At 68.4% G+C, this 24994-nt stretch carries 27 protein-coding genes; 13 read left to right on the top strand and 14 right to left on the bottom strand.

Features of this window, described 5'->3' with window-relative positions:
* Positions 1-4: 4 nt before the first annotated feature.
* The 5 genes from ACXAJT_RS10320 to ACXAJT_RS10300 are packed head-to-tail and all read right to left on the bottom strand — an operon-like array spanning position 5 to position 3471.
* Positions 5-967 (bottom strand): ThiF family adenylyltransferase, encoded by a 963-nt coding sequence (locus ACXAJT_RS10320; protein ID WP_475235009.1) that lies wholly within the window; start codon positions 965-967, stop codon positions 5-7.
* Positions 964-1575, bottom strand: a complete 612-nt coding sequence (locus tag ACXAJT_RS10315) for a thiamine phosphate synthase (RefSeq protein ID WP_475235005.1) — start codon at positions 1573-1575, stop codon at positions 964-966. The genes ACXAJT_RS10320 and ACXAJT_RS10315 overlap by 4 nt, the downstream gene beginning before the upstream one ends.
* A complete protein-coding gene (locus ACXAJT_RS10310) occupies positions 1572-2330 on the bottom strand; it encodes a thiazole synthase (RefSeq protein WP_475235003.1) in 759 nt (252 codons plus the stop codon). The genes ACXAJT_RS10315 and ACXAJT_RS10310 overlap by 4 nt, the downstream gene beginning before the upstream one ends.
* 3 nt (positions 2331-2333) lie before the next feature.
* Positions 2334-2540, bottom strand: a complete 207-nt coding sequence (thiS, locus tag ACXAJT_RS10305) for a sulfur carrier protein ThiS (RefSeq protein ID WP_475235001.1) — start codon at positions 2538-2540, stop codon at positions 2334-2336.
* Positions 2521-3471 (bottom strand): FAD-dependent oxidoreductase, encoded by a 951-nt coding sequence (locus tag ACXAJT_RS10300; RefSeq protein ID WP_475235348.1) that lies wholly within the window; start codon positions 3469-3471, stop codon positions 2521-2523. The genes thiS and ACXAJT_RS10300 overlap by 20 nt, the downstream gene beginning before the upstream one ends.
* 426 nt (positions 3472-3897) lie before the next feature.
* On the opposite strand from ACXAJT_RS10300, the gene nadA reads away from it, so the two are divergent.
* The 8 genes from nadA (at position 3898) to ACXAJT_RS10260 (ending at position 12002) form a co-directional block, all read left to right on the top strand.
* Entirely contained in the window at positions 3898-4950 is a 1053-nt protein-coding gene (gene nadA / locus ACXAJT_RS10295) for a quinolinate synthase NadA (RefSeq protein WP_475234997.1), read from the top strand.
* A 4-nt stretch (positions 4951-4954) separates the two neighbouring features.
* Complete coding sequence (locus ACXAJT_RS10290; RefSeq protein ID WP_475234995.1) at positions 4955-6517, top strand: L-aspartate oxidase; 1563 nt, start codon at positions 4955-4957, stop codon at positions 6515-6517.
* Positions 6517-7365 (top strand): carboxylating nicotinate-nucleotide diphosphorylase, encoded by an 849-nt coding sequence (gene nadC, locus ACXAJT_RS10285; RefSeq protein ID WP_475234993.1) that lies wholly within the window; start codon positions 6517-6519, stop codon positions 7363-7365. Before ACXAJT_RS10290 ends, nadC begins: the two co-directional genes overlap by 1 nt.
* 82 nt (positions 7366-7447) lie before the next feature.
* On the top strand, positions 7448-8380 hold the full coding sequence (locus tag ACXAJT_RS10280) for a DnaJ C-terminal domain-containing protein (RefSeq protein ID WP_475234992.1): 933 nt from the start codon (positions 7448-7450) through the stop codon (positions 8378-8380).
* 2 nt (positions 8381-8382) lie between these two features.
* Positions 8383-8712: a chaperone modulator CbpM gene (locus ACXAJT_RS10275; RefSeq protein WP_475234991.1), complete on the top strand. Its 330-nt coding sequence runs from the start codon at positions 8383-8385 to the stop codon at positions 8710-8712.
* Positions 8713-9019: 307 nt separating this feature from the next.
* Positions 9020-10003, top strand: a complete 984-nt coding sequence (locus ACXAJT_RS10270; protein ID WP_475234990.1) for a TRAP transporter substrate-binding protein — start codon at positions 9020-9022, stop codon at positions 10001-10003.
* Positions 10004-10096: 93 nt separating this feature from the next.
* Positions 10097-10654, top strand: coding sequence for a TRAP transporter small permease subunit (locus ACXAJT_RS10265; protein ID WP_475234988.1), 558 nt, complete (start codon positions 10097-10099; stop codon positions 10652-10654).
* Between the two features lie 49 nt (positions 10655-10703).
* The gene (locus ACXAJT_RS10260; protein ID WP_475234985.1) at positions 10704-12002 is read left to right on the top strand and encodes a TRAP transporter large permease; all 1299 of its coding nucleotides are present in this window, start codon (positions 10704-10706) and stop codon (positions 12000-12002) included.
* Positions 12003-12310: 308 nt separating this feature from the next.
* On the opposite strand, the gene ACXAJT_RS10255 is transcribed toward ACXAJT_RS10260, so the two are convergent.
* From ACXAJT_RS10255 to pxpB, 8 genes are read right to left on the bottom strand one after another with little or no spacing between them, the layout of a single operon-like run.
* Positions 12311-12724 carry a VOC family protein gene (locus ACXAJT_RS10255; protein ID WP_475234984.1) on the bottom strand — a complete coding sequence of 138 codons (414 nt, stop codon included), beginning with the start codon at positions 12722-12724 and terminating at the stop codon, positions 12311-12313.
* 25 nt (positions 12725-12749) lie between these two features.
* The gene (locus ACXAJT_RS10250; protein ID WP_475234979.1) at positions 12750-13928 is read right to left on the bottom strand and encodes a M24 family metallopeptidase; all 1179 of its coding nucleotides are present in this window, start codon (positions 13926-13928) and stop codon (positions 12750-12752) included.
* A gap of 7 nt (positions 13929-13935) precedes the next feature.
* Complete coding sequence (locus ACXAJT_RS10245) at positions 13936-14571, bottom strand: GntR family transcriptional regulator (RefSeq protein WP_475234977.1); 636 nt, start codon at positions 14569-14571, stop codon at positions 13936-13938.
* Positions 14568-15842, bottom strand: a complete 1275-nt coding sequence (locus ACXAJT_RS10240; protein WP_475234974.1) for a hydantoinase/carbamoylase family amidase — start codon at positions 15840-15842, stop codon at positions 14568-14570. Before ACXAJT_RS10240 ends, ACXAJT_RS10245 begins: the two co-directional genes overlap by 4 nt.
* Positions 15839-16801 (bottom strand): NAD(P)-dependent oxidoreductase, encoded by a 963-nt coding sequence (locus tag ACXAJT_RS10235; protein ID WP_475234972.1) that lies wholly within the window; start codon positions 16799-16801, stop codon positions 15839-15841. The genes ACXAJT_RS10240 and ACXAJT_RS10235 overlap by 4 nt, the downstream gene beginning before the upstream one ends.
* Positions 16798-17463, bottom strand: coding sequence for a GntR family transcriptional regulator (locus ACXAJT_RS10230; protein WP_475234971.1), 666 nt, complete (start codon positions 17461-17463; stop codon positions 16798-16800). The genes ACXAJT_RS10235 and ACXAJT_RS10230 overlap by 4 nt, the downstream gene beginning before the upstream one ends.
* Positions 17460-18527 (bottom strand): 5-oxoprolinase subunit C family protein, encoded by a 1068-nt coding sequence (locus ACXAJT_RS10225; protein ID WP_475234970.1) that lies wholly within the window; start codon positions 18525-18527, stop codon positions 17460-17462. Before ACXAJT_RS10225 ends, ACXAJT_RS10230 begins: the two co-directional genes overlap by 4 nt.
* Positions 18524-19282: a 5-oxoprolinase subunit PxpB gene (gene pxpB, locus ACXAJT_RS10220; RefSeq protein WP_475234967.1), complete on the bottom strand. Its 759-nt coding sequence runs from the start codon at positions 19280-19282 to the stop codon at positions 18524-18526. Before pxpB ends, ACXAJT_RS10225 begins: the two co-directional genes overlap by 4 nt.
* Before the next feature lie 140 nt (positions 19283-19422).
* Here pxpB and ACXAJT_RS10215 point away from each other — a divergent pair, with 140 nt between their 5' ends.
* The 5 genes from ACXAJT_RS10215 to ACXAJT_RS10195 all read left to right on the top strand — a co-directional run bounded on the left by ACXAJT_RS10215 (position 19423) and on the right by ACXAJT_RS10195 (position 24110).
* A complete protein-coding gene (locus ACXAJT_RS10215) occupies positions 19423-20202 on the top strand; it encodes a LamB/YcsF family protein (protein ID WP_475234966.1) in 780 nt (259 codons plus the stop codon).
* 3 nt (positions 20203-20205) lie between these two features.
* Positions 20206-21072: a D-amino-acid transaminase gene (locus tag ACXAJT_RS10210; protein ID WP_475234965.1), complete on the top strand. Its 867-nt coding sequence runs from the start codon at positions 20206-20208 to the stop codon at positions 21070-21072.
* Positions 21073-21156: 84 nt separating this feature from the next.
* A complete protein-coding gene (locus tag ACXAJT_RS10205) occupies positions 21157-22371 on the top strand; it encodes a pyridoxal phosphate-dependent aminotransferase (RefSeq protein ID WP_475234963.1) in 1215 nt (404 codons plus the stop codon).
* Positions 22372-22434: 63 nt separating this feature from the next.
* Positions 22435-23361 carry a dihydrodipicolinate synthase family protein gene (locus ACXAJT_RS10200; protein ID WP_475234962.1) on the top strand — a complete coding sequence of 309 codons (927 nt, stop codon included), beginning with the start codon at positions 22435-22437 and terminating at the stop codon, positions 23359-23361.
* Positions 23361-24110, top strand: coding sequence for an SDR family oxidoreductase (locus ACXAJT_RS10195; protein ID WP_475234960.1), 750 nt, complete (start codon positions 23361-23363; stop codon positions 24108-24110). The genes ACXAJT_RS10200 and ACXAJT_RS10195 overlap by 1 nt, the downstream gene beginning before the upstream one ends.
* 130 nt (positions 24111-24240) lie before the next feature.
* Here ACXAJT_RS10195 and ACXAJT_RS10190 read toward each other — a convergent pair whose 3' ends face one another.
* Positions 24241-24789 (bottom strand): redoxin family protein, encoded by a 549-nt coding sequence (locus ACXAJT_RS10190; RefSeq protein WP_475234959.1) that lies wholly within the window; start codon positions 24787-24789, stop codon positions 24241-24243.
* Between the last annotated feature and the right edge of the window lie 205 nt (positions 24790-24994).

Below are 24994 nucleotides of genomic sequence, written 5' to 3'. Positions count from 1 at the left end.
CGGCTCAGCCCGCCGCCACGATCGCCACGGGCCGCGGCCCGTCCTGCAGCATACGCTGCGCTGCGCGCCATGCCCGGACCCCGCTGGCGCAGACCAGCACCGTGCGGCCCTCGGGCGCGGCCAGAGCGGGCGTGATGGTCGCCGGTTCCATCCGCTCGGCCCATGGCACCGGCAGCACGGGCGCTTCGGCGGTGCCGCGCAGGTCAATCACCCGGTCAGCCTCGGTCAGGTCCGACAGCGACAGCACCTGCGGCAGCACCGCGTCAGGCTCTGGCGCGCCGTCAAAGCGAAAGCCGCCCGGCCGCCATGCCCCGGCATCCAGCGTCAGCATCTGCCCCAGCGGCGACGGGCTCTGCCGCAGCAGCACCGCAAGCACCATCTGCGCCTGCAGCGCGCCGAGCGTGGCCACCACCGGCCCCATCACCCCCGCGCCGGCGCAGCTTTGCAACTGCGCGGCGAGGTCGGGAAACACTGCGCGATAGCTTGGCGCCCCGCCGCAAAAGCCGCCCACGTAGCCCGACGTTCCGACCACCGACGCGCTGATCAGCGGCAACCCCGACGCAAGACAGAGGTCCGACAGCGCATAGCTCACCGCGACGCTGTCGGCGGCATCGATCACCACATCCGTCGCTTCGAGTTCCGGGCGCGCCAGCGCCGGGTCAAGCCGCGCCACGCGCGCCGTCGCCGCGCACTCGGGGTTGAGCGCCCGCAGTCGCGCCGCCGCCGCCTCGGCCTTGGGCCGCCCCAGATCGGCCATTGAATACAGCGTTTGCCGGTGAAGGTTGCTTTCTTCCACCACGTCGGGATCGACGATGCGGATCGCGCCCACGCCTGCCCCGGCCAGCAAAGGCAGAAGCGCCGAGCCAAGCCCCCCGGCCCCGACCACCAGCACCCGCGCCGCCGCAAGCCGCACCTGCCCCTGCGTGCCCACACCGGTCAGGCAGATCTGCCGCGCGTACCGGCTCATGCCGGCACCCGGCGCGTTGCATCGATCCATGCGCGGCAGCGCGCCTCGGGATCGGCGGCCTGCTGGATGTCGGTGACCACCGCGGCGCTGTCGGCCCCCGCCGCGAAAAGCTCCGGCAGCCGCTCGGGCGTCAGCCCGCCGATGCCCACAAGCGGCACCGATCCCACCCGTCGCTTCCAGTCGCGCACACGGTCCAACCCCTGCGGCCCCCATTTCATCTTCTTGAGCAGCGTCGGATAGACCGGCCCCAGCGCCACATAGGCCGGATCGAGTGCCAGCGCGCGCTCCAGTTCCGCCTCATCGTGGGTCGACAGGCCATAGCGCACGCCCGCGCGGCGCAGCGCTGCGAGGTCGGCGCTGTCCATGTCTTCCTGCCCGAGATGGACGAAGCGGCACCGCAGATCGAGGGCGATGCGCCAGTGGTCGTTGACCACCAGCTGCGCGCCATGCACCGCGCAGATGTCGCGCGCGCGGGCGATCTGCCGCCGCAGGTCCTTCTCGGGCAGGTCCTTGAGCCGCAATTGCACCAGCTTCACGCCATGCGGCACCAGCAGTTCAAGCCGGTTCACATGGCCGGTGATCAGGTAGAAACGATCGAGTGCCCTCATGCCAGCTCCGCCATGCCAAAGATCGGGGTGGAGGCCGCGGCCATGTCCCGCTGCGGCATCAGTCCGGCGTCATGCGCCAGCCGACCCGCCGCGACCGCCTGCCCGAAGGCCCGCGCCATGCCCACGGGATCGAGCGCCTTGGCGACGGCGGTGTTCAGCAAGACCGCGTCAAAGCCCATCTCCATCGCCTCCATCGCTTGGCTCGGGGCACCAATGCCGGCGTCGATGACCAGCGGCACACCCTTGAAATGCGCCCGCATGGTCCGCAGCGCCTCACGGTGACGCAGCCCTTGCCCCGATCCGATTGGCGCGCCCCACGGCATCAGCACCTCGCAGCCCGCCTCCAGCAGCTTCTCACCCACGATGAGATCCTCGGTCGTGTAGGGAAACACCTCAAAGCCCTCGGCCACGAGGATGCGCGCCGCCTCGACCAGCGCGAAGGGATCGGGCTGCAGCGTGTCGGCGTGGCCGATCACCTCCAGCTTGATCCAGCGCGTGCCGAAGATCTCGCGCGCCATCTGTGCCGTGGTCACCGCCTCGCGTACGCTGTGGCACCCGGCGGTGTTGGGCAGCAGACGGCATCCGGTTCGAGCCAGCAGGTCACGAAACGCCGCGCCCCCCTCGCCTTCACGCCGCAGCGAAACGGTGATCACCCCGGCGTCCGAGGCCGCCACTGCCTCGGCCAGCACTGCCGGAGAGGGATATTGCGCCGTGCCCAGCATCAGCCGCGACGGCAGGTCAACGCCATAGAACATCTCTCAGCCCCCCTGCATCGGCGACAGAACCTCGACCTTGGCGCCCTCGCCAAGCGCCGTCGCGGCGCGCAGGCCGCGCGGCACGAAGGCCCCGTCGAGCGCGGTGGCGACGCTGCCCGCGTCGAACCCCTGTTCTCGCAGCAACGCCTCGAGGGTCGCCGCCTTCGTCGCCAGCTTCCGGCCGTTGAGATCAATTTGCATGGGTCTCATGGGTCTCCTCCTTCTGTGCCATCAGTTCCTCTGCCAGTGTCTCCGCAAGCACCGGCGCCATGAGAAAGCCGTGGCGATACATGCCGTTGATGTGGGTGCGCCCGCCTGCGCGGCGCAGTGCGGGGATGTTGTCGGGGAAGGCTGGGCGCAGCCCTGCGGCGGCCTTGATCAGCGCCGCGTCGGCAAAGCCGGGGTGCACGGTGTAGGCCGCCGACAGCAGTTCCATCACCGCACGGGCGGTCACCGGGCCGTCGTCGGCGCTTTCGACCATGGTGGCGCCGATCATGTAGCGCCCATCGCCACGCGGCACGATGTAGCAGGGAAAGCGCGGGTGCAGCAGGCGGATGGTCCGGCCAAGGTGCACGTGGGGGGCGTGCAGTTCCAGCATCTCGCCGCGCACCGCGCGCAGATCGGGCAGGCGCGCGCCTGCGGCCATCCCGCGGCAATCGACAATCCGGCCCGATGGTGCGCCACCATGCATCCGCCCCCCCAATCCCGTCAGCGCGCCACGCAGATCGGCCATCGCGGCGCCCGGGTCCAGATGCGCCTCGCTGGCAAAGAACAGACCCGAGGCGAAGCGGCCTGCCAGTTCGGGCTCCAGCGCGCCGGGATCGACCGGGGCGTGCCCGGTGGTGGCTTGGGCGAAACGGGTCAGTTCGGCGCGGTCGCGCGGCGGCGCGAGCACCAGCGTGCCGCTCTGGCGAAAGCTCTGGGTCCGCGCGCGCCACCAGCCAAGCGCCGCCTGTCCGCGGCGGGTGATCTCGGGCGGTGCGCTCTCGCCCTCGCAGAACGGCGCCAGCATGCCGCCCGCCAGCCGCGAGGCCGGTTGCGGCGCGCCGTCAGGCACGATCAGTTCGACGCTGAAGCCGCGCTCCGCCAGCGTCAGCGCCGCGCACAGCCCCGCCACCCCGCCGCCAAGCACAGAGATCAACCCGCTCATCGCCGTCTCCTCCTACAGAGGACCCGAGCCGACGATGGGCGGAGAAAGGGGCCATGGGCCCCGCGCAAATGGATGCGCAAAAGGGCCCGATGGCCCGAAAGGACCACCCCGCGCACAGTGCTTCGGAGAAGATTGCCCTTCGGTCTTCCTACGCCAGCGTCAACTGGGTCAGGTTCAAAGGGTCGCGTCACCGGGACGCCGCGGCGTCCCTGTCAGCCTCTCAGTCCCCTCGGCGGGACTCCCCTGACTTTGGCCCGAGCATAGGCGCTCGTCGCAGCCGGTCAATCACCGAATTTTGCCCCGGGGCGATGCCCGGCCCCGGCACTTCCCGGCACTTTCTTGCCCCGCCGCCTTGTCCTTGGGGCAGCTTGCGTCTACTTCCAAACGTCGGCACATGACCCTGAGGAGGAGCGGGCTATGCTCGACCAGACCACCATCGCCGACACGCTCGGCCGTCACTACGACCTCGCGCCCTCGCTCGAGGCGGCAGAGCGGCTCGGTGACACCTACGCTGGCATGAGCCGCGTCGTGACGCCCGCCGACTGGGCCGTCCACGCCCCCTACGTCGAGGCGATCAACCGGCTGAAGGAAGAGCGCAACGCGGTCATTCTGGCGCATAACTACATGACGCCGCAGATTTATCACGGCATCGCCGATGTCGTGGGCGACAGCCTGCAGCTGGCGATCGAGGCGACCAAGGTGAAGGCCGACGTGATCGTGCAATGCGGCGTGCATTTCATGGCCGAGACCTCGAAGATCCTGAGCCCCGAAAAGACCGTTCTGATCCCCGACATGGAGGCTGGCTGCTCGCTGGCCGAAAGCATCACCCCGGCGGGAATCGCCGAGATGCGCCGCCGCCATCCCGGCGCGCCGGTGGTCACCTACGTCAACACCTCCGCCGAGGTGAAGGCCGCCTCGGACATCTGCTGCACCTCCTCGAACGCGGCGCAGATCGTCGCCGCGCTCGATGCCGAGACGGTCATCATGACCCCCGACAAATACCTCGCGCAGAACGTCGCCAAGCAGGTGCCGCAGAAGAACATCGTCTGGTACGACGGGTCGTGCATCGTGCATGAGCGCTTCACCGCCGCCGAACTGCGGGACTTCCGCAGCTGGCAGCCCGACACCCGGATCATCGCGCACCCCGAATGCCCGCCCGACGTGGTGGCCGAGGCGGATTTCTCCGGCTCCACCGCCGGGATCATCGACTACGTGAACCGCGAGCAGCCCGGCAAGGCCATGCTGGTCACCGAATGCTCGATGGCGTCGAACATCTCGGACGCGCTGCCGGGCGTGGAGTTCGTCGGGCCGTGCAACATGTGCCCCTATATGAAGATGATCACCCTCGAGAAGGTGCTGTGGTCGCTGCACAGCATGGAGGGCGCGGTCGAGGTCGACCCCAGCGTCGCCGAGGGCGCGCGACTGGCGGTGCAGCGGATGATCGATCTGTCGCAGCGCAGCGCCGCCTGAGCCCATGCAGGAGATGCGCACCGGCCGGGTGGTGATCGTCGGCGCCGGGCTGGCCGCGCTCTACGCGGCGCTGGCGCTGGCGCCGCGCCCGGTGCTGCTGGTCTCGCCCGACCCGCTGGGCACGGGCGCAAGCTCGGCTTGGGCGCAGGGCGGCGTCGCGGCGGCCATGGCGCAGTCCGACAGCCCCGAGGCCCATGCCGCCGACACGCTGCGCGCCGGGGCGGGAATCGTCGATGCAGCGGTCGCGCGGGCGGTCACCCTTGAAGCGCGGGATCACATCCTGTCGCTCAGCCGCCTTGGTGCGCCCTTCGACCGCGACGCAAATGGCGGCTACCTTCTGTCGCGCGAGGCGGCGCACGGCTTCGCGCGGGTGGTCCGGGTGCGCGGCGATCAGGCCGGGGCCGAGATCATGCGCGCGCTGGTCGCGCAGGTGCGGGCCGCGCCCTCGGTGCAGGTGCTCGAAGGCTGGATGGCCAGCGGCCTCTGCTGCGCAGCAGGCCGGGTCACCGGCGCGCAGCTGTCCCCCGCGTCAGGCGGCACCGCGGTCGCCGTCACCGCCCCGGCGCTGCTGCTGGCCGGCGGCGGTTCGGGCGGGCTTTTCGCCCTGACGACCAATCCCGCGCGCGTCCGTGGGCAGGTGGCCGGGCTGGCCGCCCGCGCCGGTGCGGTGATGGCCGACATGGAGTTCGTACAGTTTCACCCCACCGCCATGGACATCGGGCTCGACCCGGCGCCGCTGGCCACCGAAGCGCTGCGCGGCGAGGGCGCGGTTCTGATCAACCAGCGCAGCGAACGCTTCATGCAAGGCGTGCACCCGGACCTCGAGCTTGCGCCGCGCGACGTTGTCGCCCGCGCCGTCTACGCCCAAAGCCAAGCCGGGCTGCGGCCCATGCTCGACACCCGGCACGCGCTTGGCGTCCGTATCCGCGACGAGTTTCCCGCCGTGGCCGGGGCTTGCGACGCCGCTGGCATCGACCCGGTGGCCCAGCCCATCCCGGTGGCCGCAGCCGCGCATTATCACATGGGCGGGATCGACACCGACGCCGCCGGACGCAGCTCTCTGGCCGGGCTCTGGGCCTGTGGCGAGGTCGCCTCGACCGGGCTGCATGGCGCCAATCGGCTAGCCTCGAACGGGCTGCTGGAGGCGCTGGTCTACGCCCGCCGCTGCGCCGCCGATATTGCCGGTACGCTCGGCCCGGCGCAGGACGCGCCGCCGCTCGTTCCACCACAGGCCACAGCCGCCGACATGCCGGATCCGCAGTTGGTCACCCGGCTGCGCACCGCGATGACCGCCGGCGCCGGGGTGATCCGCGATGGCGCAGGCCTGCGCAGCTGCCTGCGCGAGATCGCCTCTGTCGAAGCCGCCCAGCCGGGCTGCCAACAGCTGTCGAATATGACCGCCACGGCGACCCTGATCGCCGCCGCCGCGCTGGCCCGCACCGAAAGCCGCGGCGCGCATTTCCGCGCCGATGCTGCCGCAGACACCACGCCCGCCGGCAGCCGCAGCCGCATGACTCTGACGGAGGCCCTGCGCCTTCGCGACACGCTCCAGAAGGAACCCGCCTGATGCCCCTGCCCCCTCTGCCCGACATGATCCTCGACCCGCTGGTGCGGGCCGCGCTGATGGAGGACCTTGGCACCTATGGCGATCTGACCACCCGCACGGTGATCCCCGAAGACACCCACTACAGCGCGCGGCTGCGCGCCCGCGAGCCCGGCGTGGTCTCGGGGATGCAGATCGCCCGGATGGCGTTTCACATGGTCGACCCGGCGCTGGATTTGCGCCAGCACAAGGCCGACGGCGACAGCATCGCCCCCGGCGACGTGCTGATGGAGATCACCGGCGCGGCCGCCTCGATCCTCTCTGCAGAGCGCGTGGCGCTGAATTTCGCTGGTCGCCTTTCGGGCATCGCCACGATGACCGCCGCCTTTGTCGCCGAGACCCGTGGCTCCGAGACGCGCATCACCTGCACCCGCAAAACCACCCCCGGCCTGCGCCTTGTGGAGAAACAGGCGGTGCTGCACGGCGGCGGCTTCAACCACCGCTTCTCGCTGTCCGACGCCATTTTGGTGAAAGACAACCACATTGCCGCGGCGGGCGGCATCCGCCCTGTGCTGCAGGCGATCAAAGGCCAAGCCTCGCATATGGTGCGCGTCGAGATCGAGGTGGACACGCTGGAGCAACTGGCCGAAGTGCTCGACGAGGGTGGCGCCGATGTGGTTCTGCTCGACAATATGGACACGCCGAGCCTGCGCGAAGCGGTGGCGATGACCGCCGGGCGGCTGGTGCTCGAGGCCTCGGGCAACATGAAGCTGGCGCGCATCGCCGAGGTCGCGGCGACCGGCGTCGACTACATCTCTTCCGGCGCGCTGACCCATTCGGTCTCGACCCTCGACCTCGGGCTCGACTTCTAGCGCTTCCTGCCGTGCCTGTTGCGGCAAACGCCGGAAGGCGCTCTACTCAAGTCTGAGCGGACTCACGCGGGTGGAGCGGCAGATGAGCGACAACCCCTACGACGTGCTGGGCGTTGGCAAGACCGCCAGCGCGGAGGAGATCAAGAAGGCCTATCGCAAGATCGCGAAGGACAGCCATCCCGATCTGCATCCCGGCGATGCGGCGGCGGAGGCGCGGTTCAAGGCGGCGGGCGCGGCCTTTGAGCTGCTGAAAGACCCCGAGAAACGTGCCCGCTTTGACCGTGGCGAGATCGACGCCAGTGGCCAGGAACGCCCGCAGCAACGCCAGTTCTACCGGGATTTCGCCGATCAAGCGAACAATCCCTACCGACAGGGCCCGCGCTACGAGGGCTTTGGCGACGAAGCCGACATCTTTGCCGAGTTCCTGCGCCGACAGCGCGGTCGCCCCGGCGAGGGCTATCACGAGTACAGCTTCCAAGCGCGCGGCGCCGATGCGCAATACGCGCTGGAGGTGCCCTTTCTCGACGCGGCGAACGGCGGCAGCCTGCGCATCACCCTGCCCGATGGCGGCAATCTGGAGGTGAAGATCCCCAAGGGCGTTGCCGATGGCACAACCCTGCGCCTGCGCGGCAAGGGCGGGCCGGGCCATGGCGGCGGCGCGCCCGGCGACGCCTATGTCACCCTGTCGGTCCAGCCGCACCCGGTCTTCACCCGCGACGGCGACGACATCACAATCACCCTGCCCATCACCCTCTATGAAGCGGTGCTGGGGGCCAAGGTCGAGGCCCCGACGATCTCTGGCCCGGTCAAGGTGACCGTCCCCAAGGGCGCCAGCAGCGGCCAGGTGCTGCGCCTGCGTGGTCGCGGCGTCGGGCGCGCCGGGCGCCCGGCGGGGGACCAGCGGATCGAGCTTCAGATCGCGATGCCAGCCACGGTGGATGACGAGCTTGCCAACTTCATGGAGGACTGGAGCCAGCGCCACGCCTACGATCCGCGCAAGGGAAGGAGAGCTTGAGAATGACCCGCATCTTCTATTCCGAAGACGAGGTGATCGCCGCTGTCACGCGGCTCGACAGCGCCCGGCTGCGCCGCTTTCTTCGCGCCGAGGTGATCCTTCCCGCCGAAGCCGAAGGCAGGCCGGTCTATCGCCAGATCGATGTGGCGCGGATCGAGCTGCTCTGCGATCTCTGCGATGATTTCGAGCTCAACGACGATGCGCTCGGTCTCGTGATGCATCTGGTCGACCAACTGCATGGGACGCGCAATGACTTGCGTGCGCTGATGCAGGCGCTCGGCGACGAACCCCGTGACGTCCAGACCCGAGTACAAGGCTGGATCACACGCTGACCGGACCCGCTTTGCTTACAAGAATTGACCGCATCCGCCGCGCAGAGGTCGCGGCGCGCGCTGCCTGAATCATCGCGGCGGCCTCCGCCGCCACGCGACCGCGCCCAAAAGCGCTGACGAGAAATTTGATTCATTCCGTCCAATTTTCGTCCCATACTGACCCAACACCGCCCAAATATTAGGCAGACCTTGTCTGAGGCAATCTTTCGACCGCTACCCTCTTCCTTACGGATACAGGTGGTATACTGAAATCTCCGCAGATCGCGATGAGCGGTCATCGTGAAAAACGCCAACAGGGGTTCTCAATATGAAACATGGATTCGGTATCGCAATCGCCGGCCTGAGCATGACGCTGGGCACGGCTGTCGCAGCACAGACCACGTGGGACATGTCGGTCGTCTGGCCGGAAGGCAACTTCCACACCCAGAACGCAATGACCTTCGCCGACCAAGTCAGCGAAGCCACCGACGGCGACGTGCAGATCACCGTGCACTCGGGCGGCGCGCTTGGCATCAAAGGCCCGGAAGGCATGGCCGCCGTGCGCGACGGTCTGGTGCCGATCGCTGACATCCTGATGAGCCAGCAGGTCGGCGAGAACCCGGCGCTGGGTGTTGAAACCCTGCCCTACCTCGCCCCGACGCTTCCCGACCTCGCGCTGCTGCACAAGTTCTACCGCCCGGTGATCGAAGAGATCGCCGAAGACATGAACCAAAAGCTGCTCTACATGACCCCGTGGCCCGGTCAGGCGGTCTATTCGCCCGAGCCGATCGAAACGCTCGAAGATCTCGAAGGTCTGACCATCCGCGTCGTCGACGCGAACGGCGACAGCTTCTTCAACGCGCTCGGCGCCGCACCGCTGCAGATGCCCTGGGGCGAAGTCGTTCCCTCGCTGGCCGCTGGCACCATCAAGGGCGTGACCACCTCGTCCTCGTCGGGCGTCGACGGCGCGTTCTGGGAGTTCATGGACAACATGAGCACCTTCAACTGGCAGGCTTCGTCGAACATCGTGACCGTCAACCTCGACGCATGGAACGCGCTCGACGCCGAGGACCAAGTCGCGATCGAAACCATCGCGGCGGAACTCGAAGGCGATTTCTGGCTGAACTCGGCCAATGAAGACGCCGCCAAGATCGCCACGCTCGAAGAAAACGGCATGACCGTCTCGGCCCCCTCGGCAGAGCTGCAGGCCGACCTGATCGACGCCGCACGCCCGCTTTGGGAAGAGTTCAAAGAGCGCGTACCGGAAGCCGCTCCGGTGATCGACAACTACCTCGCCGTTCGCGGAGAGTAATCTTTTCGGACCGGGCCCCGCCAGGCGCGCCAGCGCTTGGGGCCCGGTTTCGGTTTTGAACCACTCAAGAACGCCGCAAGGATGGTGACGCCCATGGACAACAGCCAGGACCAGAGCCCCGCTTCGACGCCCTCAGGACGGTTTGGCGCGATCATCGCACCGATTGACGCCCTGTCGCGCGCCGGCAATCTGGTCGCCGGACTCGCGCTTCTGGCGATCCTCGTGATGATCACCGCCGAGATCGTCTCTCGCAACCTCTTCAGCCGGTCGTTGGCGTTCTCTTGGGACTATTCAGCCTACGCGATGGGCACCGCCTTCATGATGGCCTCTGCCGACGCGCTGCGCCGCGGCGCGCATGTGCGCGTCACCGCAGTGCTGGACTCGGTCCCACGTCCGCTGTCGCGTCTGCTGGAATTCGTTGCCTGCCTCGCCGGCCTCGCCGCCTGCGGCACGCTGGCATGGGCGCTGATCGAAATGGCGTGGCTGTCGTTCCAGCGCGGCTCGACCTCCTCGACGATCATCCGCACGCCGCTGGTCTGGCCGCAGAGCCTTGTGGCCATCGGCGCCAGCATCCTGACGCTGCAATGCTTTGCGCAACTGCTGCGCCTGAGCCGCGGCGAACGCCTCGCCGAAGGCGCCGCGATCGAATGACCCCCAACACCGACGTCCCCGACACCGAATTCTTCCGAAAGGCGCCGCGATGACGCAAATTGCAACCTCCCTGGTGGGCATCATGGTCCTGCTGCTGGGCTCGGGCCTGTGGATCGGCCTCGGCCTCGTGGCGACCGGCGTGGCGATGATCGCGCTGTTCCGGCCGCAGATGCCCTTCGTCAAGCTGCTGTCGCAGCAATCGTGGAACGTGCTGTCCTCGCCGGAACTGCTGGCGCTGCCGCTGTTCATCCTGATGGCCGAGGTGCTGTTCCGCACCAATATCTCGGCCTCGCTGTTCACCGGCCTGACGCCGTGGCTGCGCCGCGTGCCGGGCCGTCTGACCCACATCAACGTGCTGGGCTGTACGCTCTTCGCCTCGGTCTGCGGCTCCTCGGCGGCGACCACCGTCACCGTGGGCCGGATCACCGCAGGTGAGCTGCTCAAGCGCGGCTACGACCGCAATCTGGTGATCGGCTCGCTGGCTGGCGCGGGCACGCTCGGCTTCCTGATCCCGCCTTCGACAATCATGATCATCTACGGCGTGATGGCCGAGGAATCGATCCTGCGCCTGTTCATGGCGGGTATCCTGCCCGGCGCACTGCTGGCGGTGGCCTACATGGGCTACATTGGCATCCGCGCCAAGCTCTCGCCCGAGGCGATCGGCGAAGCCCCGCCCTCTTCGAGCCTGATGCACAAACTGCGCGCGCTCTCCGATCTGGGCCCGCTGCTGCTGCTGATCCTCTTCGTCATCGGCTCGATGTACGGTGGCATTGCCTCGCCGACCGAAGCCGCCGCCGCCGGGGTCATCGGCGCCATGGTGATCGGTTTTGCGCAGCGCAAGCTGGACCTCAAGGGTCTGCTCGCCGCCTCCCGTCAGGCCGCCGAGAACAGCGCGATGATCGGCCTCATCATGGTCGGCGCGATGTTCCTGTCGACGGCCATCGGCTATCTTGGCCTGCCGCGCTACATTGCCGGCGTGATCAATGGCTGGGGCCTGTCGCCGCTGGCGCTGATCGCGGTGCTGCTGGTGTTCTACATCCTGCTCGGCATGGTGATGGAAGGCCTCGCGATCATCGTGATGACCCTGCCCATCACCCTGCCGCTGGTCGAGGCCGCGGGCTACGACAAGGTCTGGTTCGGCGTGTTCATCGTGATCGTGGTCGAGATGGCGCAAATCTCGCCGCCGGTGGGCTTCAACCTCACCGTGCTGCAGCGCCTCACCGGCGACAGCATCGGCAAGATCACCCGCGCGACCATGCCGTTCTTTTTGATCATGGCGGCCTTCGTCTTCCTGATCGCGCTCTTCCCGCAGATCGTCAGCATCGTGCCGGATCTCATGCGGGGCTAAGGCCTCGCCCACCACTCACGGGACATCCGCGCATGAAAAGCCCCCGGCCAGCTGGCCGGGGGCTTTGTCGTTTCGCAACCTTCGGGATGGGCCAAGACCCCGTCGTAGGGCCAGCGCCGCGCTTCGCCCCATCCCTGCGGCCCCGGTACGCCTGCGGCGCTGTGCCCGTCGCCTTTGCCTCCCTGCGCATGGCATGCCGCCCTGATGATCTCCGCCTCTGGGACGGCTGCGAGCGTGGTCACGCCCGCTCAACGCAAAAAGCCCCCGGCGTTGCGGCCGGGGGCTTTGCATTGGGGCAGGACCAGCGATCAGGCGGCGAAGAGGCCGTCGAAATCAGCGAAGCCCTTGATCTCGATCGGGTTGCCCGACGGATCGAAGAAGAACATCGTACGCTGCTCGCCCGGCTCGCCCTCGAAGCGGATGACCGGCGGGATGTCGAACGCGATGCCCTTCTCTTCGAGCCGGGCGGCCAGCGCCTTCCAGTCGTCGAGGCGCAGCACCGCGCCCATGTGCGGCATCATCACCATGTGCTCGCCGACCTTGCCGGTGCGGGTCACCGGGAACGGCTCGCCGAGGTGCATCGAAAGCTGGTGGCCGAAAAAGTCGAAATCGACCCAAGTGTCGGTCGACCGGCCTTCCTCGCAGCCGAGAACGTCGCCGTAGAAGGCGCGCGTCTCGTCGAGGTCTTTGACGTGAATCGCGAGGTGGAAGAGGGATTTCATAGTGCGTTCCATTGTCTTTTGAGGGTCAGCGAAGGGTGATCTGGCGCGGCAGCGACGACAGCGGCTCGGCGCCGGACTCGGTGACGATCACCGTTTCCGAGACACCGACCGTAAACTGGCCGTAGTCGCGCAGCGTGATGGGCAGGTGGAAGACCATGCCCGGCTCCAGCGGCGTCTCGACGCCGGTGAAGAGCGACAGGATCGCGCCCTCGCCCCAGTCCGGAGCAAAAGCCGCGCCCATCGAATAGCCCGCGCGCTTGCGGAAAGCGGCGGTGAACCCAGCGCCGTCGATGACCTGCTGCGCCGCTTCGTGCGGAGCGCTGCAAGGTACGCCGGGGCGCATCGCGTCCAGCGCCGCATCAAGGCCGCGCAGCGCGGTGTCCATCATGCGTTGTGCGGTGTCGGGCGGCGTGCCGATCCACACCGAGCGCATCAGCGCCGCGTGGTAACGGTCATGGCTGGCGGCCAGTTCGAGGAAGACGCCATCACCCTCTTGCAGCGTGCGCCGCCGCCATGTGGCGTGCGGAATGCCCGAGCGCGGACCGGAACTGACCAGCGGCTCCATCGCCATCGCCTCGGAGCCGGCACCGATGGCGGCGGCGGTCATCGCGGCGGCGACGGTGTTCTCGCTGGCCCCTGCGCGGCAGGCCTCGATCGCGGCGGCCATGCCCGCCTCGGCATAGCCCGCGGCCAGTCGCAGCGCCGCCAGTTCGCGCGGCGACTTCACCGCGCGCAGCGTTTCGGTCCAGCCCGAGCCATCAAGCAGCGCGACGCCCGAGAGCGCGGTCTCGATCCGGCCCATCATGTCGGGGCTGACGAACCAGCCAGAGCGCTCGACCGCCAGCCGCTCCACGCCCTGCGCGCGCACCAGTTCAGCCAGCGCCGCCGCCGGGTCCTGCCCGTCTTGCCACGTGTGGATATTGCTGAACCACGCATCGGCACGGGCACCGGTTTCCTCGAGTTGGCGCACCAGCAGCACAGGCTCGCCCTCGGCGGGCATGATCAGCGCCTGAAAGGCGAAATAGCCCGCGGTCTGGCGCCCGGCGGTCCAGAAGATGTTCTCGGGGCCGGTCAGCAGCAGCGCGTCGGCGCCCTCGGCGCGGATGCGCGCCTGCAGCGCCGCGGCGCGGGCACGGAATTCCTCGGCGGGGAAGACGGCGGCGCTGCCTGCAAAGGCGGTGGGGGTCTGAAGTATCTGGGTCATCGGGTCCTCAGGAAGCATTGAACGTGCCGAGGAAGCGGGCCCGGACGTGGTCGAAATGCCCGGCCATGAGGGCCGAGGCGCGTTTTGCGTCATGCGCGGCGATGGCGTCGATGATCTCGACATGCTCGCGCGCCTGATCGACGAAAGTGTCATAGGTGCGGGTCAGCGAGCAGCGCCGCGCGATGCCGCGCTGTTCCTCGAGGATTGCGGGCAGAAGGTCGAGCCGCGCCGCCCGCGCCACCGCGTGGTGAAAGGCACCGTCGGCCAGCCAGAACTCGTCAAAGCTGATCTCGGCGCCCTCGACGATGGCCTGCATCTGCGCGCGGATCGCCGTCAGTTCCGCGGTTACCCCAAAGCCGGCGGCCCGGCCCGCCGCAGCGCCTTCCAGCGTCTGCCGCAGTTGCACGATCTGCAGCAGCTGCTCGACGGTGACCGAGCGCACCAGCACCACGCCGTTGCTGAGCCGATCAACCATGCCTTCGCTTTCCAGCCGCGAGATCGCCGCGCGCAGCGGCGTGCGCGACACACCCAGCGTTTCGGTCAGCGCCCGTTCCGAGAGCACCGTCTCGGCCGGGATGCGGCCCGCCACGATGTCGTCGCGCAGCCGTCCATAGGCGGTTTCGGCCAGCGTTGCGCCGCTCATCCCACGCTCTCCTGCACGATGGCAAGGAACACCGCCGCGACGGCGCGGGAAAGATCGGCTTCGTCCATGGCTTCTTCGGGGCAATGGCTGCCGTTCCAATTGCGGATGAAGACCATCACGCTGTCCCAGCCAGCCGCACCGAAGGCCGCCGCATCGTGACCGCCGCCCGACAGCATGCGCCGCGGGCTGTCGCACTGCAGCGACGCGCCCTTGGCGACGAATTGCGCCATGCTCTCCGACAGCCGCGCCGGCGCGGAGCGGGTCTGCTCGCCCAGTTCAAAGCGGATGCCGGGGCGCGCGGCCTCGATGCGGGCGATCTCGTCCTGCAGCGCCGCGTCGGCCTGTTCCAGCGTCGCCACCTCGTCCGAGCGCAGATCGAGGCAGAAGCCCGCGTGGCCGGGCACCTTCGCCATCGCGTGCTGCGGCGAGGCGGCATCGAGTTTGCCGAAGGTGACGGTCAGATCGTGGCCCGCCTCGAGCAGCCGGGCCCAGACCGCATCCATCGCGAGGATCAGGTCGGCCATGGCCACCACCGCATCGGCGCGGCTGACGCGCGGCGCGCCACCCGAATGCGCCCAAGTGCCATGCACCTGCGCGTTGCGATAGCGCAGCCCGCCGCGCACCGCGTCGACGATGGCATAGGACTCGCCCGCCTCGTCCAGCACCGGCCCCTGCTCGATGTGGAACTCGAGGAAGCGCGCCGGAGCCGGGGGCGTGAGGCTGCGCACCGCCTCGGGATCGAAGCCTTCCATTTTCAGGTGCTCGGAGAGCGTCAGCCCGGTGTCAGAGCGCTTGGCGTCGAAATCCTCGGGGTTCAGCCGGGCCAGACCGGCGCGCGAGCCGGCATAGGAGACCGGGAACCAGACGCTTTCCTCGGCGCGGGTGACCGTCAGAACGATGTCGCTCGCGGGGGTGATCTCTTCGGCGCGCAGCGCCTTGATCACCGCCAGAGCGCCGATGACACCGGCCTGCCCGTCGTAGGCCCCGCCTTGGCTCACCGTGTCGAGATGCGAGCCGATGTAGAGCGGCGTCGCGCTGCGGTCACGGCCCGGCAGCGTGGCAAAGAGGTTGCCCGCCGCATCGCGGCGGATCTCGCAACCAAGGGCCTGCGCCTCTTCCTCGATCACCGCATGCGCGGCGCTTTCCAGCGGGCTGTAGGAGGGGCGGGTCCAGCCCGGGCCGTCCTCTGTGATCGCGTTCACGCGGCCGAGCACGCGCGAGATGGTTTCGGCGATGAGATCGCGCGGCGGGGAGGTCAGGGTCTTGGTCATGCGCTTGCCTCCGCAGTTGCCTGCGAGGGGACCGGTGTCAGCACCGTCTCGGGCACGCCGCCGGTCAGCGCAGTCACCACGTGGCCCGCCGACCCCAGCGCCACACGGCGCAGCGCCTCTTCGGTGGTGCCGCCAAGATGCGGCGTGAAGATCACGTTGGAAAACTCCGCCAGCGGGCCGGTGCCCGCGCCGTGGCTGTAGACGTCGAGCGCCGCGCCGCCGACGTGGCCGCTGGCCAGCGCCGCGGCCAGCGCCGCCTCGTCCACCAGTTCGGCGCGCGCCACGTTGACCAGCTGTGCGCCCGGCTTCATCGCCGCAAGACGCTCGGCATTGATCATGTGATGCGTCTCGGGGCGCAGCGGCGTGTGCAGGGTTACCAGATCGGCCTGCGCCAGCCCCTCTTCAAGACTGTCGACGCGCGTGAACTCGCCGATATCGCGGGCGCGCGGCGAATGCACCAGCACCTTCATGCCAAAGGCGGTGGCGGCCATCTGGCCAAAGCGGCTGCCGATGCTGCCCCAGCCGACGACGAGTACGGTCTTGCCGGTCAGTTCGCGAAAGCTGATCGACTCGCGAAAGCCCGGCTTGCCCGCGCGCTCCCAGCGATCGGCGCCGGTGACGCCGCGTGCCAGTGCCAGTGCCAGCCCGAGCGTCAGCTCGGCCACCGATTGCGCGTTTTCACCCGGCGTATTGGCAACCATCACGCCCCGCGCGATTGCCGCGTCCTTGTCGACAGCGTTGTGGCCGGTGCCGTGCACCACCACGGCGCGCAGCCGGTCGGCGGCCTCGAACGCTTCGCGCGGGAAGCCCGCGTCGCGGGTGATGGCGGCGTCGCAGCCCTGTACGGCGCTGGCGATGCTGGCGGCGTCGGTGCCGCTGCAGAATACCGGCTCGATGCCATTGCTGCGCAGAAGGGCGAGCCCGGCGTCATGCACGGGCTGAACGATAAGACATTTCATGTCCGAAGGACCTTTTCCGTAGTGTCGCTCTGCACCTTGCCGAGGTGCTCGAAGATGGCGTCGCGGGCGTGGTCGAGATGCGCGCCCATCAGGGTCGCGGCCTCATCCCGCTGTCCGATCCGCATCGCCGCCAGCATGGCGAGGTGTTCCTCGCAGCCGCGGATGAAACGCTCGGGCACGACGCGGTGGTCGAAGATGCAGGTGCGCATGTGCAGGTCCTGCACCACCTTGGCGGCGGCGGCATTGCCAGCGGCAATCGCAATCGTGGCGTGAAAGCTCTGATCCACGTGCCACTGCAGATCGCCCTGCCCCGGCCCCTGCCGCATAAGATCGCGCACCTCGGCTTCCAGCGCGTCGATCTGCGCATCGGTCAGCCGTCCGGTGGCGGCGCGCACCGCCGTCGGCTCCAGCGCGCGGCGCAGAAAGAAGATCTCGTCGATTTCTTCGGGGCTGATGCGGCGCACCCTCAGAAAGCGGCCCGATTGCTCGGCCAGCCCCTCGCTGCGGATGCGCGCGATGGCCTCGCGCACCGGCGTGCGCGACATGTCCAGCTCGGTGCACAGGCGCGATTCCTGCAGCGTGTCGCCGGGCTTCAGCTCACCCTCGAGAATGCGCCTGATCAGCTCCCGATACGCGGTCGCCGCAAGGTTCTTGCCGCTCATGCCGCAGTGTCCTCCGATAGTTCCAGATCCCGGCCCATCACGGCCTCGGGCTCGACAATACCGCCGGCAAGATTGCACGACAGCAGAAAGCCCGAACTGAGCATTGTCCCGGTGGCCGGCACCAGCGACGCCAGCACCTCGTGCAGCCGTGCCCGTTCGGCGAGCAGAATATCCTCGGCGGCGTCGCGGCTGACGATCTCGAAGCGCAGGTCTGCGCCGGTCGGCAGCTGTGCAAGGCGTGGCAGATCGGCCGAGATCACCGTGGCGATCTTGGGATAGCCGCCGGTGGTTTGCGAGTCGGCCATCAGCACCATCGGCTGACCCGAGGCGGGCACCTGAATCGCCCCCGACACGATGCCGTCCGAGACGATGTCATGGCCGCGCGCCGCGCTCAGCGCCGGGCCGTCCAGCACCATCGCCATGCGGTCGCGCTGTGGCGAGATGCGGAAGCGGGCGGTTTCCAGCTGCGCGATGACGTCGGGCGCGAAATAGTCGTCCTGCGGGCCAAGCACGATGCGGATCGGACGCTCGGGCGCGATCGGGCCGGGGCGCGGTGCGGGCTCGCGCGGGCGCAGGCAAAGGCCGCCCTCTTCGTCGTCTTCGCCCAGTGGCAGCAGGTCGCCCGCCTGCAGCGCGCGCCCTTCGACACCGCCGAGGGCGAAGCGCAGATGGGTGGCGCGGGCGCCCAGAACCTCGGGCACCGCGATGCCGCCAGACACTGCGATATAGCCCCAAGTGGCCCCCTTCAGCGCGCCGATCTTGATCACGTCGCCCGCCTCGACCGCATGGCTTTGCCCCGCGCCGAGCGCACGCTCGCCGATGCGGATGTCGCACTCGCCGCCGGTGACCGCGAGGCGCAGCGCGCGCCCCGCCCGGAAGCTGCCGCCGATGGCGGTGAACTCCAGCGCCGCGGCGTCGAGCGGGTTGCCGCACAGCGCGTTGGCCAGATCCATCGCCGGGCGATCCATCGCGCCGGCAGTGGGCACGCCGAAGCGCTTGCGCCCATGGCGGCCTTGGTCCTGCACCGAAAGCATCGGGCCAGTGCTGAGAATTTCCAATGTCATTGTGCGGCCTCCGGCGCTGGCGTCATCTCTCCGGCGGCAATCGCGGCCTCGATCTTTGCCCCTTCCGCGGCGCTGACCGGCACGAAGTTCAGGCGGTCGCCGGCGGCGAAGAGGAAGGGCTCGGCGCGGGACGGATCAAAGGCACGCCACGGCGTCCAGCCGACGAAGCGCCAGCCCGACGGACCGGTCACCGAGTTGATGCTGCCCTGCTGCCCGCCGATGCCGATGGCCCCCGCCGGGATCGACATGCGCGGTTTCGGCAGGCGCGGCGTGTGCAGCGCCTCGGGCAAGCCGCCAAGGTAGGCAAAGCCCGGCGCGAACCCGATCATATAGACGCGGTAATCGGCGGCGCTGTGCAACTGGATCAACTCGCCCGGCGTCAGTTCCTTTTCGCGCGCGAGGTCTTCAAGGTCGAGCCCGACCTCGCCGCCATAGACCACCGGCACATGCCAGCGGCGCGCGCTCTCGTCCGCCATTTTCAGCTGCGCCACCCGCTGGGTCAGCGCCGCCTCCAGCGCCGCACCGCGCAGCAGCGCGGGGTCATAGGTCACCAAGAGCGAGCGGTAGGTCGGCACGCATTCCAGCACGCCCTCGAGCGGAACATCGGTGAGGCTCTCGGCCAGCGCGATCACCCGGCGGTTGGTTTCGGGGTCAACGGACTCGCCAAATTGCACCGCGAGAGCAGAGTCGCCGACCGCCAGAAAGGCCGGGTCCGCCCCCGGATTGCCAGCGGGATCATGCGCTTGGATGCTCATTGAAAAACCTTTTCTGCCTTGCTTGCATTTTCAGTATACCAGCTGTATCCAGAATGCAATCAGGCAAACGAAAGACCTGCTCCGGTGTATCTTTTCCGCCGGACACCCAGACCCAACGATCAGATCCCAGGAGGGAGCGAATGACGGTCACCTTGGACCTCAACTGCGATATGGGCGAGAGCTTTGGCGCCTATACCATCGGCGACGATGCAACGATGCTCGAAACCGTGACAACCGCCAATGTCGCCTGCGGCTTTCACGCCGGCGACCCGGTGGTGATGCGCCGAACCCTCCAGCTTGCCAAGGCGGCCGGCGTGGCGGTGGGCGCGCATCCCTCGTTCATGGATCTCTTCGGCTTTGGCCGCCGGCGGATCTCGGGCGAGCGCCCCGAAGACGTCGAAGCGCAACTGATCTACCAGATCGCCGCGATGCAGGGCATGGCCGAGGCCGAGGGCCACCCGATGACCCATGTGAAGACCCATGGCGCGCTTGGCAACATGGCCGCGACCGACCCCGAACTGGCCGCCGTCTGCGCCCGCGCCGTCGCCGCAGTGGACCCGTCGCTGATCTACGTCTCGCTGCCCTATTCCGAGACCTATACCGCCGCCGAGAAAGCCGGCCTGCGCGTCGCCTGCGAGATCTACGCCGACCGCAGCTACACCGACGCCGGCGAACTGACCCCGCGCAGCCAGCCCGGCGCGGTGATCCAAGACATCGCCCAAAGCACCGAACAGGTGCTGGAAATGGTGCTGAACAAGCGCATCCCGACCACCGGCGGCAAGCGCCTGCCGGTCGACCCCGCGACGCTGTGCATCCACGGCGACACCGCCGGCGCGCCGCAGATCGCTGCCGCCCTGCGCAAGTCGCTCGAAGACAACGGCGTCACCATCGCCCCCTTTGCTGCCCCCGGAAGATCCTGATCCATGTCCAGAACTGTCTACCTCAACGGCCAGTGGCTGCCCGAAGAAGACGCCAAAGTGTCGATCTTCGACCGCGCGTTCCTCATGGGCGATGCCATCTACGAAGTGACCTGCGTGCTCGACGGCATGCTGCTCGACTATGCGGGCCACGCCGCGCGCCTGCGCCGCTCCGCCGCCGAACTGGGCCTCACGCTGCCGCTCGACGATGACGCGCTGCTGGCGGCGCACCACGAGATCGTCGCCCGCAATGACATGAAAAGCGGCATGATCTACCTGCAGCTCAGCCGCGGCGTCGCCGAGCGCGACTTTGCCTTCCCGCCCGAAGGCACCGAGCCGACGCTGGTGATGTTCACCCAGTCCAAGGACGTGCTGGTGAACCGCGCTGCCGAGACCGGCATCTCGGTCGCGCTGCTGCCGGACCTGCGCTGGGGCCGCCGCGACATCAAGACCGTGCAGCTGCTCTACCCGTCGATGGCGAAGATGGAAGCCAAGTCGCGCGGCGCCGATGACGCATGGCTTTACGAGGACGGGTGCGTCACCGAGGCCAGCGCCGCCACCGCGCATATCGTCAGCAAGGATGGCAAGCTGATCACCCGCGAGCTGTCGCATGCGCTGCTGCCCGGCGTGACCCGCGCCGCGGTGCTCGATCTGGCCGCGCGCCATGGCGTCGAGATCGAGGAACGCGCCTTCACCCCTGACGAGGCGCGCGACGCCCGCGAGGCGTTCATCACTTCGGCGACCAACTTCGTCGTACCGGTGGTGCGCATTGACGGCGAGGAGATCGGCGACGGCACCCCCGGCGCGCTGACCCGCGAGCTGCGCGAGCAGTATATCGCGTCGCGTCGCGCAACCGCGCTCGCCCCCGCCTGATCCCTCCCATTCAGCCCCGCGCCGTCCTCCCCGGCGCGGGGCTGTTTTTCAACGGCCCGCCGCGGCCACTTCAGGACCTCTACCATGACCCAGTACCTTGCCAGCCGCATGGCGGCCGTACGCCCCTCCCCGACCATCGAGCTTGCGCTGAAGCTGCAGCAGATGAAGGCCGAGGGCCATGACATCATCAGCCTCGGACAGGGCGAGCTCGACTTCGCCACACCCGACCACATCGCCGAGGCGGGCATCAAGGCGATCCGCGGCGGTCAGACCAAATACACCGCCAGCTCGGGCACGCCCGAGCTAAAGGCCGCCATCGCCACGAAGTTCGAGCGCGAGAACGGCCTGAGCTTCAAGCCGTCGCAGATCATCGCGGGCAATGGCGCCAAGCAGCTGGTGTTCAACGCGCTGATGGCGACGCTGGACGCGGGCGACGAGGTGATCATCCCCGCCCCCTACTGGGTCAGCTACCCCGACATGGTCAGCCTTGCCGGCGGCACCCCGGTGATCGCGCCCTGCACCGCCGAGAACGGCTGGAAGCTCACCCCCGAGACACTGGCAGGGGCGCTGACGCCGAAGACCAAATGGGTGATGCTGAACTCGCCGAACAACCCGACCGGCGCGCTCTACTCCGAGGCCGACATCGCCGCGCTCTGCAAGGTTCTGGCCGATCACCACACGCTGATCATGGCCGACGACATCTACGAGCTGGTGGTGCACGAAGGCAGCTTCGCCACGCCCGCCAAGGTCGCGCCCGAGCTTGCAGACCGCATCCTGACCGTCAACGGCGTGTCCAAGGGCTACGCGATGACCGGCTGGCGCCTCGGCTATGCCGCCGGGCCCGACTGGCTGGTGCGCGCGATGGATATCCTGCAGTCGCAGAGCACCTCGAACCCCTCGGCGATTTCGCAGGCCGCCACGGTCGCCGCGCTGACCGAACCGGCGGACTTCCTGCCCGAGCGCAACGCCCGACTGAAGGCGCGCCGCGACACGGTGATGGCCGCCATCGACAAGATGCCCGGCATCACCTGCGCGACCCCGCCCGCCAGCTTCTACGTCTTCCCGGACTGCACCGGCCTCTTCGGCGCGCGCACGCCCGAGGGCAAGGTGATCGAGACCGACATGGACGTGGCCGACTTCCTGCTCACCGCGGGCCGCATCGGCGTGGTCCCGGGCTCGGCCTTCGGCACCCCGGGCTACCTGCGTCTGGCGTATGCGCTCGACGACGCCCGCCTCGAGGAAGCCATGGCACGGGCGGTCGCCGCCCTCGAAACGCTCGAGATGCCGGTCACGGCCTAAGACCCCATGCCGCCGCGCCTTCGGGCGCGGCGGTTCCGCCCGTTCTTGCAAGAAGGATCCCCCATGACCCTGCTCACCTCGGACGCCAAGGGCGTCTACGTCATCTCCGTCACGCCCTTCACCGACAGCGGTGAGGTTGATTGGGACAGCCTCGACCGGGTTGTCGACTTCTACTTCGAGAACGGGGCAGACGGGCTCACCATCCTTGGCATGATGGGCGAGGCACCGAAGCTGACGCAGGCCGAGAGCCGCGCCGTCGCCGAGCGGGTGATCAAGCGCGCCGCCGGCAAGCCGATCGTGGTTGGCGTTTCGGCGCCGGGCCTTGCCGCCATCGGCGAACTGGGCAAGGCGGTGATGGACATGGGCGCCGCGGGCTGCATGGTGACCACCCCGGGCAGCCTGAAGACCGACCCGCAGATCCACGGCTATTTCGGGCAGGTCGCCCGCACGCTCGGGGATGACGTGCCGATCGTGCTGCAGGACTTCCCGCTGTCGACCGGCGTGAACATCTCGGACGAGGTGCTGGGCCGGATCATCGACGACGTGCCGCAGGTGGTGATGCTCAAGCACGAAGACTGGCCGGGACTCGCGAAGATCAGCAAGCTGCGCAAGGCCGAGGCCGAAGGCCGCCGCCGCATCTCGATCCTCTGCGGCAACGGCGGGGTCTTCCTGCCCGAAGAGATGGCCCGCGGTGCCGATGGCGCGATGACGGGTTTCGGCTTTCCCGAAATGCTGGCAGACGTTGTGCGGCTGGCCGGCAGCGGCGACATGGACCGTGCGCAGGATATCTTCGACGCCTACCTGCCGCTGGTGCGCTACGAGCAGCAGCCCGGCGCCGGGCTGGCGGTGCGCAAATACGTGCTGCAGAAACGCGGCGCCATCGCTTCGTCGGCGCTGCGCGCGCCGGGTGCGGGCCTGGCGCCCGAAGCCATTGCCGAGGTCGAGCGCCTGCTCGCCCGGCAGGACAAACGACTGAAGGAGCTGAACTGATGGATCTGGGACTGACCGGCAAGACCGCACTGGTGCTCGGCGCAAGCCGCGGCCTTGGCGCCGCGAGCGCGAAACTTCTGGCCAAGGAAGGCGCGCATGTGATCGCCGCATCGCGCAGCGGCGAAGCGCCCGCCGAGGGCATGGAAGGCGTCAAGCTAGACCTGTCCGATGCAGAGAGCGTCGCCGCGCTGATCGCGCGGCTTGCCTCGCAGCCGGTGGACATTCTGGTGAACAACTGCGGCGGCCCCGCCGCTGGCCCCGCCAAGGGTCAGAGCACCGCCGCATGGCAAGCCGCCTTCGAGGCGATGGCCGCGCCGATCTTTGCGATCACCGATGCCGCGCTGCCGGGGATGATCGAAAAGGGCTGGGGCCGCGTGGTCACCATCGGCTCGTCGGGCATCGTGCAGCCCATTCCCAACCTCGCGCTGTCGAACGGCGTGCGCGGCGCGGTGGCCGGCTGGTCGAAGACGCTGGCCGCCGAGGTCGCCGAAAGCGGCGTGACGGTGAACATGGTGCTGCCGGGCCGGATCGCCACAGACCGGCTGGCGCAGCTCGACGGCATCAAGGCCGAGAAATCCGGTGCCTCGCTGGACGCGGTGCAGGAAGCCAGCCGCAAGACCATCCCCGCGGGCCGCTACGGCAAGCCCGAGGAGTTTGCCGCCATGGTCACCTTCCTTTGCTCGGCCCAGGCCGCTTATATCACCGGCTCGATGATCCGCGTCGACGGCGGCATGATCCGCGGCATGTAAGCCGCGCCACCAAGCCGCGATGCGCGGCGCAGCAGGTCGGCACGCTGGCCGGAAAGCTGCGCCACCGCCGCAAACGAAAAAACGGGCCCGCAGGGGCCCGTTTTCTTTTGTCTCGCACTACGCGTGAGGCTTACGCCGCGGCCTCTGCCTTGGCCTGTGCCAGATACTCCAGCAGGTTTTCCGGGCTGGACACGCCATAGGGGTCTTCGCCGTGGTTGTCGCACAGGCCCGGCTCTTCGAACCATGCCTCGACAACACCGTCGTTGATGATCGCCGCATAGCGCCACGAGCGCATGCCGAAGCCGAGGTTGTCCTTATTCACCAGCATGCCGATGCGGCGGGTGAACTCGCCCGAGCCGTCGGGGATGACCGACACGTTCTCGAGGTTCTGCGACTTCGCCCACTGGTTCATCACGAAGCTGTCGTTCACCGACATGCAGTAGATCGCGTCGATGCCGTGCTCGCGGAAGGTCTCGGCGTTCTTTTCGAAGCCCGGCAGCTGATAGGTCGAGCAGGTGGGCGTGAAGGCGCCCGGCAGCGAAAACAGGATGACCCGCTTGCCCTTGAAGTAGTCGGCAGTGGTCATGTCCTGCCAGCGGAAGGGGTTCGGACCTTCGATGGAGTCGTCACGCACGCGGGTGCGGAAGGTCACGTTGGGAAGAGCGACACCGGCTTTCATGGCTATGGTCCTATCTGTTGCAAAGTCATTTGGAACATGCGGATAGGGACGAATGCCGCGGGCTGCAATCCCCGAAGCCACCCGCAGCGGCCAAATGTCTGGACATTTGGCATGACGCCCGGACATCAGCGCAGGGTGGGCGCAGCCGGGGTGTCTGAACACCGGGAAAGGCGCGGCGTCTTGGTCCGGGGTCGCACCCAGCGCT

Source organism: Salipiger sp. ABF4_146, assembly GCF_056161345.1.
Note: the sequence above shows the minus strand (reverse complement) of the source record. Positions and strands in the feature narration are given on the sequence as shown.

Bases quoted from the DNA above. Each gene is read 5' to 3' on its own strand.
- ACXAJT_RS10260 (WP_475234985.1), top strand. From the start codon at position 10,704: ATGACGCAAATTGCAACCTCCCTGGTGGGCATCATGGTCCTGCTGCTG.
- pxpB (WP_475234967.1), bottom strand. From the start codon at position 19,282: ATGAGCATCCAAGCGCATGATCCCGCTGGCAATCCGGGGGCGGACCCG.
- ACXAJT_RS10320 (WP_475235009.1), bottom strand. From the start codon at position 967: ATGAGCCGGTACGCGCGGCAGATCTGCCTGACCGGTGTGGGCACGCAG.
- thiS (WP_475235001.1), bottom strand. From the start codon at position 2,540: ATGAGACCCATGCAAATTGATCTCAACGGCCGGAAGCTGGCGACGAAG.
- ACXAJT_RS10270 (WP_475234990.1), top strand. From the start codon at position 9,020: ATGAAACATGGATTCGGTATCGCAATCGCCGGCCTGAGCATGACGCTG.
- ACXAJT_RS10230 (WP_475234971.1), bottom strand. From the start codon at position 17,463: ATGAGCGGCAAGAACCTTGCGGCGACCGCGTATCGGGAGCTGATCAGG.
- ACXAJT_RS10225 (WP_475234970.1), bottom strand. From the start codon at position 18,527: ATGACATTGGAAATTCTCAGCACTGGCCCGATGCTTTCGGTGCAGGAC.
- ACXAJT_RS10245 (WP_475234977.1), bottom strand. From the start codon at position 14,571: ATGAGCGGCGCAACGCTGGCCGAAACCGCCTATGGACGGCTGCGCGAC.
- ACXAJT_RS10200 (WP_475234962.1), top strand. From the start codon at position 22,435: ATGACCCTGCTCACCTCGGACGCCAAGGGCGTCTACGTCATCTCCGTC.
- ACXAJT_RS10280 (WP_475234992.1), top strand. From the start codon at position 7,448: ATGAGCGACAACCCCTACGACGTGCTGGGCGTTGGCAAGACCGCCAGC.
- ACXAJT_RS10275 (WP_475234991.1), top strand. From the start codon at position 8,383: ATGACCCGCATCTTCTATTCCGAAGACGAGGTGATCGCCGCTGTCACG.
- ACXAJT_RS10215 (WP_475234966.1), top strand. From the start codon at position 19,423: ATGACGGTCACCTTGGACCTCAACTGCGATATGGGCGAGAGCTTTGGC.
- ACXAJT_RS10265 (WP_475234988.1), top strand. From the start codon at position 10,097: ATGGACAACAGCCAGGACCAGAGCCCCGCTTCGACGCCCTCAGGACGG.
- ACXAJT_RS10195 (WP_475234960.1), top strand. From the start codon at position 23,361: ATGGATCTGGGACTGACCGGCAAGACCGCACTGGTGCTCGGCGCAAGC.
- ACXAJT_RS10315 (WP_475235005.1), bottom strand. From the start codon at position 1,575: ATGAGGGCACTCGATCGTTTCTACCTGATCACCGGCCATGTGAACCGG.
- nadA (WP_475234997.1), top strand. From the start codon at position 3,898: ATGCTCGACCAGACCACCATCGCCGACACGCTCGGCCGTCACTACGAC.
- ACXAJT_RS10205 (WP_475234963.1), top strand. From the start codon at position 21,157: ATGACCCAGTACCTTGCCAGCCGCATGGCGGCCGTACGCCCCTCCCCG.
- ACXAJT_RS10310 (WP_475235003.1), bottom strand. From the start codon at position 2,330: ATGTTCTATGGCGTTGACCTGCCGTCGCGGCTGATGCTGGGCACGGCG.
- ACXAJT_RS10190 (WP_475234959.1), bottom strand. From the start codon at position 24,789: ATGAAAGCCGGTGTCGCTCTTCCCAACGTGACCTTCCGCACCCGCGTG.
- ACXAJT_RS10290 (WP_475234995.1), top strand. From the start codon at position 4,955: ATGCAGGAGATGCGCACCGGCCGGGTGGTGATCGTCGGCGCCGGGCTG.
- ACXAJT_RS10255 (WP_475234984.1), bottom strand. From the start codon at position 12,724: ATGAAATCCCTCTTCCACCTCGCGATTCACGTCAAAGACCTCGACGAG.
- ACXAJT_RS10240 (WP_475234974.1), bottom strand. From the start codon at position 15,842: ATGACCAAGACCCTGACCTCCCCGCCGCGCGATCTCATCGCCGAAACC.
- ACXAJT_RS10210 (WP_475234965.1), top strand. From the start codon at position 20,206: ATGTCCAGAACTGTCTACCTCAACGGCCAGTGGCTGCCCGAAGAAGAC.
- nadC (WP_475234993.1), top strand. From the start codon at position 6,517: ATGCCCCTGCCCCCTCTGCCCGACATGATCCTCGACCCGCTGGTGCGG.
- ACXAJT_RS10250 (WP_475234979.1), bottom strand. From the start codon at position 13,928: ATGACCCAGATACTTCAGACCCCCACCGCCTTTGCAGGCAGCGCCGCC.
- ACXAJT_RS10235 (WP_475234972.1), bottom strand. From the start codon at position 16,801: ATGAAATGTCTTATCGTTCAGCCCGTGCATGACGCCGGGCTCGCCCTT.